This window comes from Mesorhizobium sp. M1A.F.Ca.IN.020.03.2.1, assembly GCF_004023205.1.
Lineage (GTDB): Bacteria > Pseudomonadota > Alphaproteobacteria > Rhizobiales > Rhizobiaceae > Mesorhizobium.
Genome location: NZ_RZSV01000049.1, coordinates 14,369 through 31,620 on the forward strand (window position 1 = coordinate 14,369; position 17,252 = coordinate 31,620).

Sequence of the window (17,252 nt, forward strand, 5' to 3'; positions counted from 1 at the left end):
TTAACGACCGAGCGTCGTTCCGCCTACCACCGTTTGTGACGGGAATTTTACAGCGCAGAATTCAGGCCCTCGGCCTTCCGCTGTTAGGTGGATGCGGGCGGTGCAAAGATCAAGGGTTAGCATGCTTTGATCAGCCACTCCATCACCTACAGGTAAGCCCCTCACAGCAAAACGGCGCCACACGGGCGCCGTTCCATGAAAATTTGCCGGATCAGTGCCATTTCAGGCGCTGACATTGCCCTTCTTTTCCTTCTGCTCGGAATAGATGTAAAGCGGCCGGGCGTTACCCGAGACCACCTCTTCCGAGATCACCACCTCGCGCACGCCTTCCAGCGCCGGGAGCTCGAACATCGTATCGAGCAGGATCGCTTCCATGATGGAACGCAGGCCGCGCGCGCCGGTCTTGCGCTCGATGGCGCGCTTGGCGATCGCCGACAGCGCGTTCTCGTGGAAGGTGAGATCCACATTCTCCATCTCGAACAGCCGCTGATACTGCTTGACCAGCGCGTTTTTCGGCTCCGTCAGGATCTGGATCAGCGCCGGCTCGTCGAGGTCCTCGAGCGTCGCCAGAACCGGCAGACGGCCGACGAATTCCGGGATCAGGCCGAATTTCAAAAGATCCTCCGGCTCGACCTGGCGGAACAGGTCGCCCGTGCGGCGATCCTCGGGCGACGCCACGGTTGCGCCGAAGCCGATCGAGGTCTTGCGGCCGCGATCCGAGATGATCTTGTCCAGTCCGGCAAAGGCGCCGCCGCAGATGAACAGGATGTTGGCGGTGTCGACCTGCAGGAATTCCTGCTGCGGGTGCTTGCGGCCGCCCTGCGGCGGCACGGAGGCCACTGTGCCTTCCATGATCTTCAACAGCGCCTGCTGCACGCCCTCGCCCGAGACGTCGCGGGTGATCGACGGGTTGTCCGACTTGCGCGAGATCTTGTCGATCTCATCGATATAGACGATGCCGCGCTGCGCACGTTCGACATTGTAGTCGGCCGACTGCAAGAGCTTCAGGATGATGTTCTCGACGTCCTCGCCGACGTAACCGGCTTCGGTCAGCGTCGTGGCGTCGGCCATGGTGAAAGGCACGTCGATGATGCGGGCGAGCGTCTGGGCGAGCAGCGTCTTGCCGCAGCCGGTCGGCCCGATCAGCAGGATGTTCGACTTTGCCAATTCGACGTCGTTGTTCTTGCCGGCATGCGCGAGGCGCTTGTAGTGGTTGTGGACCGCCACCGACAGCACCCGCTTGGCGTAGGGCTGGCCGATGACATAGTCGTCGAGAACCTTGAGGATCTCTTGCGGGGTCGGCACGCCCTCGCGCGACTTCACCATCGAGGTCTTGTTCTCCTCGCGGATGATGTCCATGCAGAGTTCGACGCACTCGTCGCAGATGAAGACGGTCGGACCGGCGATCAGCTTGCGCACTTCGTGCTGGCTTTTGCCGCAAAACGAGCAATAGAGCGTGTTCTTTGAATCGCCGCCGTTGTTGCTAACTTTGCTCATTTTTCTGTCCTTTCACCGCCCTGCCAGCCGATGGTCTGGTCGCATTGGCGTCTCACCAATCTATCGCAGGAATCCGGCGGCGCCAGTGCCCCGGCTCACACAGCGCATTCCGTCCGAAACACAATCAGAAAACGCGACAATGATTCGCAGCAACCCCATGCAAAGCTAAGCCGTCGAAAATCAACATAGCCTTAACGTAGGCAATCCCGAACCTTGAGGGAACAGGCAATTGTGGCCGAAATGCCGCAAGCCGCGCCAAAAGCGCGTTATCCCGCCATTCAGCCCCCAATCAGAGCCTATGCGGCGGGGGTTTCGCCAAGTTCGCGCGTCGTAATGACCTTGTCGATCAGACCAAACTCCTTGGCTTCGTCGGCGGTCATGAAATGGTCGCGGTCGAGCGTCCGCTCGATCTCGTCATAGCTCTTGCCGGTGTGCTTGACATAGACCTCGTTCAAGCGGCGCTTCAGCTTGATGATGTCCTGCGCATGACGTTCGATGTCCGACGCCTGGCCCTGGAAGCCACCGGACGGCTGATGGACCATGACACGGGCGTTCGGCGTGGCAAACCGCATATCCTTGTGGCCGGCGCAAAGCAGCAACGAGCCCATCGAGGCTGCCTGGCCGATGCAGAGCGTCGATACCGCCGGCTTGATGAACTGCATGGTGTCGTAGATCGCCATGCCCGATGTCACCACACCGCCCGGCGAGTTGATGTACAGGTTGATTTCCTTCTTGGGGTTCTCCGCCTCGAGGAACAAAAGCTGTGCACAAACCAGCGTCGCCATCCCGTCCTCGACCGGGCCGGTGATGAAGATGATGCGTTCCTTCAACAGGCGGGAGAAGATGTCGTAGGCACGCTCGCCGCGATTGGTCTGCTCGACCACCATCGGAACGAGGTTCATGTAGGTTTCGACCGGGTTCTTCATGGACTACCCTTGTTGGATGGATTCCGGCGCCGTAGACCTGAGCAATCGGGCGGAATCGGTTCTGGATCGTTGAATCCTAAATAGGATGCCGGCTCACCCTAGCGCAAGGCCGCCCCTCCTAGCCATCTGGTTAAGTCGAAGCAAGCGGCTCGGCCCAAGGAAATGCTGCAGGTTGCGACGGAGATGGCCCTTTGCCCGAAATGCGAGGGCGCTACCCGGCCGCCACGGTAGCAGTTTCTTAACCGCGCTGCTTAACGACAAGCCGTGAAATCCCCGTCCATGGCGGACCTTCCGATACGCTCCCGCGTTGAACCGGCGTCCTTTTTTCAACGGGGGAACGTCATGTTTAGCCAGAGTTCCTTTTGCACGCGTTCCTTTTGCAAGAGCTCCCTTCGCAAGGGTGCCGCATCGCTCGCCTCGACCAGCCTCGCAATGCTTGCGGCCGTGTCGCAGGCCGCGGCCGGCGGCCGCACGCTCGAATGCTACGAGCCGGTGCATCGGCCGGCGATCTACGACACGGTCTATGAAGAGGTGATGGTGAGCCCCGGCGGCCAGCTCGTCCACTATGACCCGCCGATCTACGGCACGACCGAGAGCATCGAACGGATCGCCACGCCTCGCATCAGCTATGAAGTCGTGCCGGCCGTGACGCGCACCGTCTATCACACGGTCAGGGTGGATGACGGCGGCTATGCCTGGGAATGGCGGGTCATCCACGGCCGCAAGGTGCTGTGCAAGGTGTGGCGTGAGGCGCGCTACGCGCGGGTTGCCAAAACGGTCATCGTCGAGCCGGAGCGCGTCCGGCGCGTCGTCCTTCCGGCCGAATACGAAGGCGTCGCCCGCGAGGTGCTGGTGCGGCCAGGAGAGCGGCGCATCACGGAAATCGCGCCCTCATACCGGAGGGTAGCGCGGCGGGTGGTGGTGCGGGAAGGCTCGACCGACTGGCGGCGGGTGGATATCCCGCGGCACTGCGTGGACTAGCCGGAAAATCACGCAGGGGTGTTTCCGACCGGGGCGGCATGGCGAGCCCGGCCGGAAAGCCGGCTTAGGCCAGGTCGACGTCGAGGATCGCCATCGAGAAATTATAGTCGCCGTCGTCCTCGTCCTTGAAGACGATGCCGAGGAATTCGTCACCGACATAGACCTCGGCAGAGTCTTCCTTGCGCGGGCGCGCCTTCACCTGCAGCTTGGGATTCTGGAAGACGCGCTTGAAGTAGGCGTCCAGCTTTCTGATTTCGTCTGGCTTCAAAAGTCTTCTCCGAATGCGGCTGTTCGTTGGAACGCGCTTCTGACACGCCGACGATGGCGATGTAAAGGCAAGCCGGCAGCATTACAACCGAGCCTTGAGTGGCGACCGGACTCCGGCCACTGGCGATGACCGCAGAATCAGATGTCGAAGCTGACGACGTGGTCCATCGTCTGCGAGGGCAGGAGCTGGTCCATCTGTCGCGAGGGCTGGTCGCAGCCGGTCTCTCCGACGACACGCGCCGGCACGCCGGCAACCGTCTTGTTATGCGGCACGGGCGAAAGCACCACCGAACCGGCCGCGATCTTCGAGCAATGGCCGATCTCTATGTTGCCGAGGATCTTGGCGCCGGCGCCGATCAGCACGCCGCGGCGGATCTTCGGATGGCGGTCGCCGCTGGCCTTGCCGGTGCCGCCCAGCGTCACGCCGTGCAGGATCGAGACATCGTCCTCGATGACGGCGGTCTGGCCGACCACCAGGCCGGTGGCGTGATCGAGAAAAATGCCCTTGCCGATGCGGGCGGCCGGGTTGATATCGGTCTGGAACACCGAGGACGAGCGGCTCTGCAGGTAGAGCGCGAAGTCCCTGCGGCCCTGGTTCCACAGCCAATGCGCCAAACGGTGCGTCTGGATGGCATGAAAGCCCTTGAAATAAAGCACCGGCATGATGAAGCGGTCGCAGGCAGGGTCGCGATCGTAATAGGCTTGGATGTCGACGCGGACCGTCGTGCTCCACTCCGGATCGTCGGCAAGCATGGCCTTGAAGGTCTGGCGGATGAGGTCGGAGCCGATATCCTGATGCGCCAGGCGCTCGGCCAGGCGGTGAATGACCGCTTCTTCCAGGCTCTCCTGGTTGAGGATGGTGGAATAGAGGAAAGCAGCCAGCAACGGATCGCGGTTTACCGCTTCCATCGCCTCATCCCTGATCGCGCGCCAGATCGGGTCGACCGGCTGCACCATGCTGGGGCGGGCTATCGTAACGCTGTTCATCGACGGTCTCCGGCCTGCTCATTCATCCGGCGGCACATATAGGCCAGATCATAACACGGTTGAACTCAATTTTCCTTAGTGCTTTGTCAAATGAACTTGGTTCACCGAGATTCAAGCGGCGATGGAAAACGAACCCTTGATCGACGATGCGCTGAAAAGCGAGCTTGCCGCGCTCTATCAGACCGCGGATCGCGACTATCACGGCTTGCCTCACATCGAAGCGATGCTGGCGTTGGCAGCCGAACACCGGCACCTTCTTGACGATCCAGAAGCAGTCGAAGCGGCGATCTGGTTCCATGACGCGGTCTATGACAGCCGCGCCAAGGACAACGAGGCAAAGAGCGCGGTGCTCGCAGAAAGGAAGCTCTCCGGCCGCACCGACCCGGCCCGGCTTGCCCGGATTCTGGCCATGATCAGCGCCACCGCCACGCACCAGTTGCCGCCGCTCGAAGATGAGGGTGCCGCGAGTGATGCCGCCCTTTTCCTCGACATGGACCTCGCGATCCTCGGTGCCGATCCGAACCGCTTCGACGCCTACGAGAAGGCGGTCCGGCGCGAATATGGCTGGGTCGAGGAACCGATCTGGCGCGCCGGCCGCGCGGCTGTCCTGACGAGCTTCCTGGCCCGTCCGCATATTTTCAACACACAATCGTTTCGCGATCGGTTCGAGGCTCGGGCCAGGGAAAATCTGGTCCGATCGCTGCAGGTCCTGCAAGACCAGTCTCAACAGACCTGATCGCCACGCCGAACGTGAACGCCTCTGGGATGACCGAAACCATGGAAAACAACTTCTTCCAACCCGTCGACGCCGCCCAGGTGCCGCGATTTGCCGGGCTTTCCACCTTCATGCGGCTGCCGGCGGTGCCGAACGCGAAGGGGCTCGATATTGCCCTTGTCGGGATTCCTTGGGATGGCGGCACGACCAATCGGGCCGGCGCCCGCCATGGTCCGCGCGAAATCAGGAACCAGTCGAGCCTGATGCGCCGCGTCCACCACGTGTCGGGAACCGAGCCGTTCAGCATTGCCAATGTCGCCGATGTGGGAGACCTCTCGGTCAATCCCATCAACTTGCTCGACGGCTTGAAACGCATCGAGGACGGCATCGCCGCGATCGTTGCTGACGGCGCTCTCCCTTTGGCCGCCGGCGGCGATCATCTGACGACATTGCCGGTGCTGCGCGCCATCGCCCGCAAGGAACCCGTCGGCATGATCCACTTCGACGCGCATTCCGACACGAACGACCGCTACTTCGGCGACAATCCCTATACGCACGGAACGCCCTTTCGCCGCGCGATCGAGGAAGGGCTGCTCGACCCGAAGCGGGTTATCCAGATCGGAATTCGAGGCTCGATCTATGAGCCGGGCGAACACGACTGGGCGACCGCTCAGGGCGTGCGCATCGTATATATGGAAGAGTTCGTCAAACGCGGCACCGCTTCCGTCATGCAGGAAGCACGCGATCTTGTCGGCGACAGCCTCATTTACGTGACCTTCGACATCGATTGCATCGATCCGTCGATGGCCCCTGGCACCGGCACGCCGGAGCTCGGCGGCTTCACCACCCGCGAGGTGCAGGAGCTGGTTCGATTGCTCGACGGATTGAATTTCGCCGGAGCCGACGTCGTCGAGGTCGCGCCTCCTTTTGATATTGGCGGCATGACGGCGCTTGCCGGCGCGACCATGATGTTCGAGCTGCTTTGCGTCATGGCGAAATCCATCGCCGACAGGAGAACGCGCGGCTAAAGCATTCTCCCCGAAGTGCTTCCAGTTTCGGGAAAAGGACATCGCAAAGGTCAAAAGCAGGTCGCGTTTCGCGCAACCTGCTTTAGACGCGTCGTCGCCCGCAGCGGACGGTATGGGTCAGAGCGGATTTTCGGCGTAGAACTCCAGCACGCGCTGCTTGAAGCTCTTGTCGCCGACGGCGAGCATGTGGTCGCGGCCCTCGATGCGAAAAGCCTCTGCGTGGGGCATCAGCGCGGCAAGCTCGTCGGGCGAGCCGGCGATGTCGTCCTTGGTCCCGACGGCAATCAGGGTCGGCTGGGCGATCCGCGCGACATCGTCCTCGCTCATTGACGCGCGTGAGCCGACTATGCAGACGGCCAGCGCCCGGCGGTCGCTGCGCGTCTGGTCGGCGAAGGCGCGAAACGAGCGGCCGCGCGCATGGCTGATCGTACCAGCATCCTCGGCCAGAAGCGCATCGGCGATTGGATCCCAGTCGCCGACGCCGTCGACAAGACCGATGCCGAGGCCGCCGAACACCAGCGTCGCCACCTTGTCCGGATTGGACAACGCCATGAAGGCGGATACCCGCGCGCCCATCGAATAGCCCATGACATGGGCGTGCTCGATGCCGAGGTGATCGAGCAGCGCGGCCGCGTCCGAGGCCATCTTGGCCGGCGTGTAGTCCGCCTCCTGGTAGCTCTTCGTCGACGCACCGTGGCCGCGATTGTCGACGGCGATGGCGCGGTACCCCGCGTCGTTCAGCGTCTTGAACCAGCCCGGCGAGACCCAATTGACGTAGTGGCTGGAGGCGAAGCCGTGGATCATCAGCACCGGATCGCCCTGACCGGACGCCGGCCGGCGGTCGAGGTAAGCGAGTTCGAAGCCGTCATGGGAAAAATATTGCATCTGGTGCAGCCGCGGTCAGTTGGAGCCGGCGCCCGAGGTCTTATCGATCGCTGGGTGACGCAGGAGATCGCCGTCCTTCAGACCGTCCTTGGCGGCCGTTCCCGCCTTCAGCTCAAGCACGAAGCTTACCGGCTGTCCGGGCGAGATGATCGCCTCCGACTCCGGTTCGCCACGCTTGACGGCCTTGATCCTGCCGTCCTGGCCGATAAAGACCAGGTCGAGTGGCATCGGTGTATTCTTCATCCAGAAATTCACCTCAGCGGGCCGCTCGAACACGAACAGCATGCCGTGATCGTCGGCCATGTCCTTACGAAACATCAGCCCGGCCTCGCGTTCTTCCGAGGTGTCGGCGATCTCGATGGAGAAGGAATGCTTGCCGGAGCCGGTGATCGCGACGAGCGGCGTCGGATCGGCAGGCAGCATCATCGCCTGACCGTCCGCCGAACTCGGTTTCAAGGCGCTGAAAATGGCGGCCAGAGCGATGGCGGCGCAAAGCGCGCCTGCGGTCAGCCAGTTGCGATGAGCCATGTGATACCTCGTCCAGGCCCTGTCCTAGACCATGATCCGAGCGAGTGGAACTGGTTTTTGGACAGGAACGGCCTTGCACCGGGCAGGGCATCCCGATCGTATCGAGAGAGCCCGATGCATGTCGCCCAAAACTGCCAAGCGGTTTTGGCGAACATACATCAAGCAAAAATAAAGTGCGTCGGGCCGCGCTTTAATGCGAGACCGGCAAGGTGCCCATATCGGGGTGTATTTCGGCGGCCATAAGGCCTTTGTCGCCGCGTCCGAAGCGAACCAGTACGACCTGGCCGGGCCTCAGCTCGGTGATGCCATAGCGGCGCAGCGTCTCCATATGGACGAAGATGTCCTCGGTGCCCTCGCCCCGGGTCAGAAAGCCGAATCCCTTGGTGCGGTTGAACCACTTCACCAGCGCCCGCTCAAGCCCGCTCTCGGCAGTCACGGTGACATGCGTGCGCTGCTCCTGCTCGGCCGGATGCACCGCTGTCGAGGCGTCCATGGAAAGAACCCGGAAAGCCTGCAGGCCACGCTCGCCCTGCTTGACGAGACAGACGACGCGCGCGCCTTCCAGCGCGGTCTGAAAGCCGTCTCTTCGAAGACATGTCACATGGAGGAGAATATCACCCGAGACGCCGTCGTCCGGAAGAATGAAGCCGTAGCCCTTGGCCACGTCGAACCATTTGATAGCGCCGGCGATTTCGACAAGCCCGGCGGAGTCGCCGCCACTGTCTCGCGTCAAGGCGTCGTCAAGGCTTCCGTCCCGCCTCGTAAAAGAGGCTTTTTCCCCCATAAGAACGCCCCCTTTTCCAACTGCAACCGCTAGTGATTCTTGCCATCAGATTAACACTGCGGCTTCCGGGGTGTGCAAGACCTGACGTGCCTTTTTTCACCGTTGAGCACCGGAAAGCCTCAATTGTTGTTTACCGGCGCGGCCTGAAGCGCAAAGGCGCGGCTGAAATCGATCACTCCATCGGTTTTGTCGGACGATTGCCCTTTGGCGGAGCGGCTCCTATGGTGCGCCGCAAACGTAACGCCGCGAGGAATCCGATATGCGCTATCTTCACACAATGGTCCGCGTCGCCGACATCGATCAATCGCTCGATTTCTACTGCAACAAGCTCGGCCTCAAGGAAGTGCGTCGCTACGAGAACGAGCAGGGACGCTACACGCTGATCTTCCTCGCCGCGCCCGATGACGAGCAAAGCGGCATTGCAGAGAAGGCGCCGCTGGTCGAACTGACCTACAATTGGGATCCGGAGGAGTACAAAGGCGGCCGCAACTTCGGCCACCTCGCCTATGAGGTCGACGACATCTACGCCACCTGCCAGAAGCTGATGGACAATGGCGTGACCATCAACCGGCCGCCGCGCGACGGCAACATGGCCTTCATCCGCTCGCCGGACGGCATCTCCATCGAGCTGCTGCAGAAAGGCCCGGCCAAGGCAAAGGCGGAGCCATGGGCCTCGATGTCGAATACGGGAAGCTGGTAGGCGCCTGCCCCTCCCGGGGATTTGACCGGCCGGTCTATGGCGTTTTGCCGGATCGCGCCTATCTAAGCGCTTGTGGCGCCAGCCAGATCAGGCTGGCGCTTTTCTTGATCCGCCGGGAGAATTTCATGCCGACCAGCCGCGCCGACGTCGCCACTGAAAACGCCAGCCGCTATCTGCAGCAGCTCTGCAAGCACTGGGCGCACAAGTTCCCGGTCGAATTCGACCCGCATCACGGCGCCATCCAGCTCTCGCTCGGCCGCACCGTGATGGATGCAGACGACAAGGCTCTCCACATCGCGGTCGCCGCTGACGACGCCGCCTCGCTCGAGCGGCTGGAAACCGTGGTCGCCGACCACATCAAGCGCTTCGCCTTCCGCGAGGAGCTGACCTTCGACTGGCAGAAGGCTGCCTGAAAGAATTGAGCGTCAGCCGGCGGCCTTGCTGGCCATTTCGAGCAGCGCAAGCACGCTGCGCCAGTTGCGCGCCGTGCCCGGCACCTTGAGCGTTCGCCCAATAAGATTGGCAAACACCGATTTGCCAAGCCCTTCCGGCGCATGCAGGTAAAGCACGTCGCCTTTGATCTCGAAGCGCTCCGGGCCGGCACACTTTTCCGCCAGCCGCTTCGCCTCTTCCGCGGTCGGCTCTCGCTCCAGCGCATAGGCATGCAGCTTGGTCGGCTCGCCGGCAACCTCCGGATAGGGATTGTCCTTCACCAGGCGCTCGAACCAGCCGGCATTGCGCACCATGATGCGGGAATTGAACTCCCATTTCTTCTCGAAGGCCGCTTCGAGTGCTTTGGTCAGCGCCGCAGCGTCGTTGTTGTTGGCACGAAACACGACGTTGCCGCTTTGCACGTAGGTCGATACATCGGTGAAGCCGAGGTCTTCGAAGAACGACCTCAGCTCCGCCATCTTGACGATGCGGTTGCCACCGACATTGATGCCGGAAAACAGGGCTACGAACACCGTTCCTTTGTCGCCCGTTTTTGGCCCGCTCATATGATGAACCCCGCGAGCGTCTCGTTGTCGGTGATGTCCTGATACTGCACGCCCTCGGCGTCGAAATTGGCCTTCAGCAGATCGAAATTGCGCCGGTCCTTGGTCTCGATGCCGATCAGCACCGAGCCGAAATTGCGCGCCGACTTCTTGAGATACTCGAAGCGCGTGATGTCGTCGTCCGGGCCGAGCATTTCGAGGAAATCGCGCAATGCGCCCGGCCGCTGCGGGAAGCGGATGATGAAGTACTTCTTTAGCCCTTCGAAACGCAGCGCTCGTTCCTTGACGTCCGGCAGGCGCTCGAAATCGAAATTGCCCCCCGAGACGATCGCGACGATGGTCTTGCCCCTCCTCTCCTTGCGGGAAAAATCCTTGAGCGCGTCGATCGCCAATGCGCCGGCTGGCTCCAGCACCACGCCCTCGACATTGAGCATCTCGATCATCGTCGCGCAAAGCCGGTTTTCCGGGACAAGGCGCACCGCGTCGGCGGTGAATTCCTTGAGATGGCGCAGCGGCTCGCGGCCGATTTCAGCCACCGCCGCCCCATCGACGAAGTTGTCGACCTTGGCGAGCCTGATCCGCTTGCCGCCGGCGAGACTCTCGCTAAGGCTAGGCGCGCCCGCCGGCTCGCAGAATACGAAGCGCAATTCACGCTGCTGGTCGGCGAAATAGTGGGTGACGCCTGCAGCCAGGCCGCCTCCGCCCACAGGCAGCATGACGATGTCGGGCATGCGTCCGCCCGGCATCTGGGCTGCGATCTCATAGGCAACGGTCGCCTGCCCCTCGATGATGTCCTTGTGGTCGAAGGGCGGCACCATATGCGCGCCGGCGGCTTCGGTGAACTCGAAGGCGGCGCGATAGCAATCGTCGAAGAAGTCGCCGACCAGCCTGATCTCGACGAAATCGCCGCCGAAAAGGCGCGTCTTGTCGATCTTTTGCTGCGGCGTCGTCACGGGCATGAACACCACGCCCTTTTTGCCGAAATGGCGGCAGACGAAGGCAAAGCCCTGCGCGTGGTTGCCCGCCGAGGCGCAGACGAACAGCTCGGCATTGTTGCCGGCGGCGAGCGCCTTGCGGAAGAAGTTGAAGGCGCCCCTGATCTTGTAGGAGCGGACCGGCGTCAGGTCCTCGCGCTTCAGGAGGATGCGGGCGCCGGTCTTTTTCGACAGGTAGTCGTTCTCCTGCAGCGGCGTTTCCGGAAAGATCCCGCGGATCGCCTCCGCGGCGCCTGCGACGCGGGAAGAAAAACTGTTCATGAGGCAACCGGCTCCGAGACCATGTGGTTCGCAGCCCAAGCCTATTGCATAGTTTGGTTTTCGCGGCCACCGATGCAGCCGCTCGCCGGCCTGCTGCCGCCACTTTGGTTTTCGCGCAACAGTGCCAAGGCCGTTGGCACCCGCCGATCAAATTTCCGCTGGACACGACTTACTTCCGCCGCACTTCCCCTGTCCGGGAGATTTCGCGGAGGCAGATGGCCAATTGCGGCCGGAATGGAAGTTTCGACGTGCATTTGAAGACGATTTGCATCATTGCCCTGGCCTTGCTGGTTGTAGGCTGCGCGGGACGACCGTCGCAGGAAATCCTGGGCAGCGTCGTGGTGCCGACGACGGCGACCGAGATCGCCGGCAACCATTCGATCTTCATCGCCACCACCCGCAAGCGCTCAGACGACCCGAACAAGGTTTTCGACGGCGAGCGCTCGGCGACGCTCAATTACGCCCGCGTCAACGTCACCGTCCCGCCGGTTCATGAGACCGGTCAGATCGAGCGTCGCTCGCGCGGGACGTCGAACGATCCGACCAAATATTTCATGGCTTCCGAGGTCGTCGGCTACGACACGCAGCCGAAATTCTCCAGCGCGCTCAATGCCGACATCGACGCCCGCGGCGGCCGCGTCATGGTCTTCGTCCACGGCTACAACACCGGCTTCGACGATGCCGTCTACCGTCTGACCCAGATCGTCCATGATTCCGGCTATCCCGGCACGCCGGTGCTTTTTTCATGGGCTTCGGGCGCCAAGACCACCGACTATGTCTATGACAAGGAAAGTGCCGCCGCCGCCCGCGACCAGTTGGAAGTGACGCTGAGAATGCTGGCGCAGACCGGTGCGCGCCGCATCGACATCGTCGCCCATTCGATGGGGACGTGGGTGACGATGGAAACACTGCGACAGCTCGCCATCACCGGTGACCGCGACCTCGGCGGCAAGCTCGGCGATGTTCTCCTGGCCTCGCCCGACATCGACGTCGATGTCTTCAAGAGCCAGATGCGCCGCTACGGCAAGCCCGACAAGCCGTTCATCCTGCTCCTGTCGGACGACGACCGCGCTCTCCGGCTCTCCGGCCTGATTGCCGGTGCACGGCCGCGCGTCGGCGACTACAGGGACGCGGCCGACCTCGCCTCCTACGGCGTCACGGTGGTCGACCTCTCCAAGGTGAAGGGCAACGACAGCTTCAACCACACCAAATTCGCCGACAACCCGATGCTGGTGAAGATGATCGGCCAGCGGCTGCGCCAGGACGACGGCTTTGCCAGCGACCGCGACGTCACCGACCGGATCAGCCAGCTCGCCACTCAATAACCGTGTTCACGCGGTTGCCGCCCTGCACGGACTTTGAACTGGACCAGACCGCTCGCTGGCTTTATCGAAGGAGCCCGAGAGGTTTGCCGCCCTTGGGGGATCCCGGGTGATCGTGCGTTGGAAGATCGTCCTTGGCCTTGCCTTCACGCTCGCCCTGACGGGCTGCGCCGGGCAGAACGCGCATGACCTGCTCAATCGGAAGGCCGTTACCGCGCCTGCATCCGAAATTGCGGCCAAGCACGAGATCTTCGTCGCCACGACCCGGCAGCAGGCGACCAAGGACCCGCGGCAGGTTTTCGACGGCGACCGTTCGCTGACCACCAGCTACGCGCGCGTCGATGTCACGGTTCCAAAGATCCACCAGGTTGGCGCGATCGAGCGAGCCAAGGGTTCGGCCGACAGCATTCCGGCCAGGCAGTTCACCGCAACCGATGTCGTCCACTATGGGAACGCCTCGCAATTCGCCAAGGCGGTCGGCACCGATATTGCCATACGCGGCGACCGCGCCCTGGTCTTCGTGCACGGCTTCAACAACGGCTTCGACGATGGCGTTTACCGCCTGACGCAGATCGCGCACGACACGAATTATCCGGGCACACCGGTGCTGTTCTCGTGGGCGTCGAGCGGCAAGACAACCGGCTACATTTATGACAAGGACAGCTCCACCGCCGCGCGCGACGACCTGGAAGCGACACTGAGGATGCTTGCCAAGTCACGCGCCAAAAGCATTGACATCATTGCCCATTCGATGGGGACCTGGCTGACGATGGAAGCTTTGCGCCAGCTCGCCATCACCGGCGACCGCGATCTCAACGGCAAGCTCGGCTACGTCATCCTCGCCTCGCCTGACATCGACGTCGATGTCTTCAAGAAGCAGATGATCCGCTACGGCAAGCCCGACAAGCCTTTCGCCATCCTTCTCTCGGGCGACGACCGGGCGCTCTAGCTGTCCAGCTTCATTTCCGGCGAAAAGCCGCGCGTCGGCGATTACGACAACGCGGCAGATCTCGCCAACTACGGCGTGACGGTGGTCGATCTGACCCGAACCAAGGGCGGAGACCGGTTGAACCATGCTAAATTCGCCGACAATCCGATCCTGGTGCAGTTGCTCGGCAATCGACTGCGCACGCCTGCCGGTCTTGCCTCCGATGAACCCGATCCGACGCAGCTCAACAATATCGGCCAGGGTCTCGGCAAGGCGGTCGGCTCGGTCGCCGAGGTGGTCATCACCACGCCGTTCAGGGTGCTGACGATCGCCACCGGCGGCTGAGCACCGGTTAGGGCGTGTCGAGGTTCGGTCAGGCTGACCTCACCCGAACATCGGCACATGCTATATGAACAGATTGACCTTCTGGAACGACGTCACGTCGACAAGGCCGACATCGGAAATCCTGAGTTCCGGGATGACGACCAGCGCCAGCAGCGAATGCTGCATGTAGGCGTTGTTGAGCGAACAGCCGACCTTGCGCATCGCTTCCGTCAACTGCTCGGCTTTGGCCGCGACGATCTCGGCGCGTTCGTCCGACATCAGCCCAGCGATCGGCATTTCCACCAGCGCCAGTTCCTTGCCCTTGGAGTAAAGCACGACGCCGCCGCCGACCTCGCTCAGCCGGTTGACGGCTAAAGCCATGTCCTCCTTGTTGGTTCCGACGGCGATGATGTGGTGCGCATCATGCGCCACGCTCGAGGCCATCGCGCAGTCTTCCACATAGCCGAAGCCCGACACGAAGGCGTTGGTGACGCCGCCCGTGCCCCTGTGGCGTTCGACCAGGGCGATCTGGCAAATGTCGTTGCGGCGATCCATGGCGACCAGCCCGTCCTCGACGGGCAGGTCGGCCTCGAGCGCTCTGGTCGGCGCCTGGTTCTCGATCACGCCGATCACCCGCGCCCGCACCTCGTTGGCACCCTGTGGCGCGGCGATGTCAAAGTCAGACGCCTTGAGCCTTTTGCCGAGCTTGACCGTGTTTTTCGCCGTCCCGGGATAATCATAGGCCGGAATGTCGATCTCGAGCTTGCCGGCTTTCGCCAGCCTGACGCCGCGGCCATAGACCTCGTCTATCGTCATCTGGGCAAGATCGGAGACGATCAAAAGATCCGCCAGCCGCCCCGGCGCGATCGAACCGACCTCGCGTTCCAGCCTGAAATGCTGGGCGGTGTTGAGCGTCGCCATCTGGATCGCCGTCACCGGCTTCAGGCCCTGGCTGATGGCGTGCCGCACCACCCGATCAATATGACCCTCATGCACCAGCGTGCCGGAATGGCTGTCGTCGGTGCACAGGATGAAGTTGCGCGGGTCGATGCCGCCTTCGGTGACCGCCTTGATCTGCGCAGCGACGTCGTACCAGGCGGACCCCAGCCTCAGCATCGCCTTCATGCCCTGGCGCACGCGGGCGATCGCATCCTCGGCGCGCGTGCCCTCATGGTCATCCTCGGCGCCGCCGGCGGCATAGCCGTGGAATGGCAACCCGAGATCGCGCGAGGCATAGTGGCCGCCGACGGTTTTCCCGGCCTTCACCGTCTCGGCGATCTCGCCCGACATCACCGGATCGTTGGCGGCGACTCCCGGGAAATTCATCACTTCGCCAAGGCCGATGATATTCTCCCAGGTCATCGCCTCGGCGACGTCTGCGACCGTAAGCTCCGCGCCGGCATGCTCCAGGCCGGGCGCCGAAGGCACGCAGGACGGCATTTGCACATGGACGTTGATCGGCATCGCGACCGCCTCGTCATGCATCAGCCGAACGCCCGGCAGGCCCAGAACATTGGCGATCTCGTGCGGATCGATGAACATCGAGGTGGTGCCGTGCGGGATCACCGCGCGGCAGAATTCCGTCACCGTGACCATGCCGCTTTCGACGTGCATGTGCGCATCGCAGAGGCCGGGCACCAGATAGCGGCCGCCCGCATCGACCACCTTGGTCCCCTGCCCGATCGTGTGGCCGGCATTCGGCCCGCAATAGGCGAAACGTCCGGCCGCGACGGCGATGTCGGTGCCCGGAATGATCTCGCCCGAATGGACATTCACCCAGCGCCCGTTGCGGATCACGAGATCGGCAGCCCGGCGCCCCATCGCGACGTCGACCAGTTGCGTCGCCACTTCGGTCCAGGGCTTGGGTTTCGTCGGATTGGTGCGGCTCGCCATGAAGAAACTCCTGTTTGCCCGACTGTGCCAAGCTGGCGCGGTTTTGACCAGTTGGCAAAACTGCTTTGTTTTTAAGGCAGGACCGGTTCCCGACAGATCTCTCCGGCAGCAGGGCGAAATCTCGCCTAGACTGGATCTCCGGCTATTTGGGTTGCAGAAGAGATGGCAAAAACGATCCGGTTCGCAATTTTCATGCTGTCGGCATGTAGCGCCGGCCTGGCCTTCTTCACCTTGCATTCATTCTGGGCATGGGCCGCGCCGATCGCCATCTTCATCGCCGGTTCGTTACTAGCCGAATATGCTTTCACGCGGCTGGCCACTCCCGAGGAGAACCAGCGCGACCTGGAGGATCGCGTGCGCAACCCGCCGAAGTAAACCACTGTTGCAGGAATACAATTCCGTTTTCGGGCGAATAACGCTAGGTTGCACCGAGAAGTTTTCGAAACCGCCATTTCGGAGCGCTCGATGGGTCGCCTGACACTTGCCAGTGCCGGCTTTTTCGCCCTGCTGTCCGGGCCGGCCTTGGCCGCGGACGCGATCGCCGACCTGCCCATGACTGCGCCGGGCTTCGATTGGACAGGCTATTATGCCGGCCTGCAGGCCGGCTATGGCTGGGGCTCATCTGACATCTCCGGCACGGAAGGCGAGCCGTTCGCCGCTTCTCCCGATGTCGACGGCGGCTTCGTCGGCGGCCATGTCGCCGGCCTCTGGCAGTTCAATCAGGCGGTGATCGGCGCGCGCGCTGAGCTCAACTATGCCTCGATCGACGCTTCGGCCTTGCTCGACCCTGGCAATGCCGTCGGCACCGAGGTCAAATGGCTGGGATCGATCAATGCCGAAGCCGGCTTGGCGGTCGATCGCTGGCTAATCCATGGCGTCGGGGGCGTCGCCTTCGCCGGTATCGAGACCTCGCAAGACGTCGGCGGCAGCGGCTTCGCCAAGACACGCACCGGCACCGGCTGGACGATCGGCGCCGGGGTCGACTATGCGCTGAGCAGCAACATCGTCGTCGGCGCCCAATACCGTTACTACGATTTCGGCAAGGAGCATTTCGACGTCCCGGACGACTTCTCCGATCGTGATCAGGACCTGAAGCTCCATACCCTGGGCGTAAGCTTCAGCTACAAATTCTGATTTGCGGAGCAGCACGGAACGAAGGTGGCCGGCGACCGCGGGATCAAAACAGAGTCGACCCACCGGGTTATTTGATGTCCGCCCTATAAGCAGCTCTCGAAG

General features: G+C 62.4%; 18 protein-coding genes and 1 pseudogene. 9 read left to right on the forward strand and 10 right to left on the reverse strand.

Features of this window, described 5'->3' with window-relative positions; genetic code table 11:
- Positions 1 to 222: 222 nt before the first annotated feature.
- A complete protein-coding gene (gene clpX, locus EOA79_RS10740; protein ID WP_059185169.1) occupies positions 223 to 1,497 on the reverse strand; it encodes an ATP-dependent Clp protease ATP-binding subunit ClpX in 1,275 nt (424 codons plus the stop codon).
- Positions 1,498 to 1,793: 296 nt separating this feature from the next.
- The gene (gene clpP / locus EOA79_RS10745; RefSeq protein WP_066998854.1) at positions 1,794 to 2,423 is read right to left on the reverse strand and encodes an ATP-dependent Clp endopeptidase proteolytic subunit ClpP; all 630 of its coding nucleotides are present in this window, start codon (positions 2,421 to 2,423) and stop codon (positions 1,794 to 1,796) included.
- Positions 2,424 to 2,855: 432 nt separating this feature from the next.
- On the opposite strand from clpP, the gene EOA79_RS10750 reads away from it, so the two are divergent.
- Positions 2,856 to 3,404 (forward strand): hypothetical protein, encoded by a 549-nt coding sequence (locus EOA79_RS10750; RefSeq protein ID WP_095825236.1) that lies wholly within the window; start codon positions 2,856 to 2,858, stop codon positions 3,402 to 3,404.
- Between the two features lie 64 nt (positions 3,405 to 3,468).
- Here the strand turns inward: EOA79_RS10750 and EOA79_RS10755 are convergent, their stop codons facing one another.
- On the reverse strand, positions 3,469 to 3,672 hold the full coding sequence (locus EOA79_RS10755) for a DUF3126 family protein (RefSeq protein ID WP_040969488.1): 204 nt from the start codon (positions 3,670 to 3,672) through the stop codon (positions 3,469 to 3,471).
- Between the two features lie 137 nt (positions 3,673 to 3,809).
- Positions 3,810 to 4,658, reverse strand: coding sequence for a serine O-acetyltransferase (gene cysE, locus EOA79_RS10760; protein WP_067328223.1), 849 nt, complete (start codon positions 4,656 to 4,658; stop codon positions 3,810 to 3,812).
- Positions 4,659 to 4,779: 121 nt separating this feature from the next.
- Between cysE and EOA79_RS10765 the strand changes: the two genes are divergently transcribed.
- Entirely contained in the window at positions 4,780 to 5,394 is a 615-nt protein-coding gene (locus EOA79_RS10765; protein ID WP_095825235.1) for a hypothetical protein, read from the forward strand.
- 41 nt (positions 5,395 to 5,435) lie between these two features.
- On the forward strand, positions 5,436 to 6,401 hold the full coding sequence (gene speB, locus EOA79_RS10770; RefSeq protein WP_095825337.1) for an agmatinase: 966 nt from the start codon (positions 5,436 to 5,438) through the stop codon (positions 6,399 to 6,401).
- A gap of 117 nt (positions 6,402 to 6,518) precedes the next feature.
- Here speB and EOA79_RS10775 read toward each other — a convergent pair whose 3' ends face one another.
- The 3 genes from EOA79_RS10775 to EOA79_RS10785 form a co-directional block, all read right to left on the reverse strand.
- The gene (locus tag EOA79_RS10775) at positions 6,519 to 7,286 is read right to left on the reverse strand and encodes an alpha/beta hydrolase (RefSeq protein WP_095779572.1); all 768 of its coding nucleotides are present in this window, start codon (positions 7,284 to 7,286) and stop codon (positions 6,519 to 6,521) included.
- A 15-nt stretch (positions 7,287 to 7,301) separates the two neighbouring features.
- Positions 7,302 to 7,814: a DUF192 domain-containing protein gene (locus tag EOA79_RS10780; protein WP_095825234.1), complete on the reverse strand. Its 513-nt coding sequence runs from the start codon at positions 7,812 to 7,814 to the stop codon at positions 7,302 to 7,304.
- A 190-nt stretch (positions 7,815 to 8,004) separates the two neighbouring features.
- Positions 8,005 to 8,598, reverse strand: a complete 594-nt coding sequence (locus tag EOA79_RS10785; RefSeq protein WP_066998870.1) for a cold-shock protein — start codon at positions 8,596 to 8,598, stop codon at positions 8,005 to 8,007.
- Between the two features lie 259 nt (positions 8,599 to 8,857).
- Here EOA79_RS10785 and gloA point away from each other — a divergent pair, with 259 nt between their 5' ends.
- Together gloA and EOA79_RS10795 are read left to right on the forward strand one after the other, a co-directional pair.
- Positions 8,858 to 9,298 carry a lactoylglutathione lyase gene (gloA, locus tag EOA79_RS10790; protein ID WP_066998873.1) on the forward strand — a complete coding sequence of 147 codons (441 nt, stop codon included), beginning with the start codon at positions 8,858 to 8,860 and terminating at the stop codon, positions 9,296 to 9,298.
- Positions 9,299 to 9,423: 125 nt separating this feature from the next.
- The gene (locus tag EOA79_RS10795; RefSeq protein ID WP_067328442.1) at positions 9,424 to 9,711 is read left to right on the forward strand and encodes a DUF2218 domain-containing protein; all 288 of its coding nucleotides are present in this window, start codon (positions 9,424 to 9,426) and stop codon (positions 9,709 to 9,711) included.
- A gap of 12 nt (positions 9,712 to 9,723) precedes the next feature.
- Here the strand turns inward: EOA79_RS10795 and EOA79_RS10800 are convergent, their stop codons facing one another.
- Together EOA79_RS10800 and ilvA are read right to left on the reverse strand one after the other, a co-directional pair.
- Positions 9,724 to 10,296, reverse strand: a complete 573-nt coding sequence (locus tag EOA79_RS10800) for a DUF1697 domain-containing protein (protein WP_067328214.1) — start codon at positions 10,294 to 10,296, stop codon at positions 9,724 to 9,726.
- On the reverse strand, positions 10,293 to 11,549 hold the full coding sequence (ilvA, locus tag EOA79_RS10805) for a threonine ammonia-lyase IlvA (protein ID WP_095825233.1): 1,257 nt from the start codon (positions 11,547 to 11,549) through the stop codon (positions 10,293 to 10,295). The genes EOA79_RS10800 and ilvA overlap by 4 nt, the downstream gene beginning before the upstream one ends.
- Before the next feature lie 215 nt (positions 11,550 to 11,764).
- Here ilvA and EOA79_RS10810 point away from each other — a divergent pair, with 215 nt between their 5' ends.
- Both EOA79_RS10810 and EOA79_RS10815 read left to right on the forward strand, forming a co-directional pair.
- Entirely contained in the window at positions 11,765 to 12,874 is a 1,110-nt protein-coding gene (locus EOA79_RS10810; protein ID WP_164747326.1) for an alpha/beta hydrolase, read from the forward strand.
- Positions 12,875 to 12,980: 106 nt separating this feature from the next.
- Positions 12,981 to 14,144, forward strand: a pseudogene (locus EOA79_RS10815) (alpha/beta hydrolase).
- 60 nt (positions 14,145 to 14,204) lie between these two features.
- Here EOA79_RS10815 and ade read toward each other — a convergent pair.
- Positions 14,205 to 16,016, reverse strand: a complete 1,812-nt coding sequence (ade, locus tag EOA79_RS10820) for an adenine deaminase (protein WP_095825231.1) — start codon at positions 16,014 to 16,016, stop codon at positions 14,205 to 14,207.
- A gap of 162 nt (positions 16,017 to 16,178) precedes the next feature.
- On the opposite strand from ade, the gene EOA79_RS10825 reads away from it, so the two are divergent.
- Together EOA79_RS10825 and EOA79_RS10830 are read left to right on the forward strand one after the other, a co-directional pair.
- Positions 16,179 to 16,391: a hypothetical protein gene (locus tag EOA79_RS10825; protein ID WP_067328203.1), complete on the forward strand. Its 213-nt coding sequence runs from the start codon at positions 16,179 to 16,181 to the stop codon at positions 16,389 to 16,391.
- Between the two features lie 90 nt (positions 16,392 to 16,481).
- Complete coding sequence (locus tag EOA79_RS10830; protein WP_095825230.1) at positions 16,482 to 17,150, forward strand: outer membrane protein; 669 nt, start codon at positions 16,482 to 16,484, stop codon at positions 17,148 to 17,150.
- Positions 17,151 to 17,252: the final 102 nt, after the last annotated feature.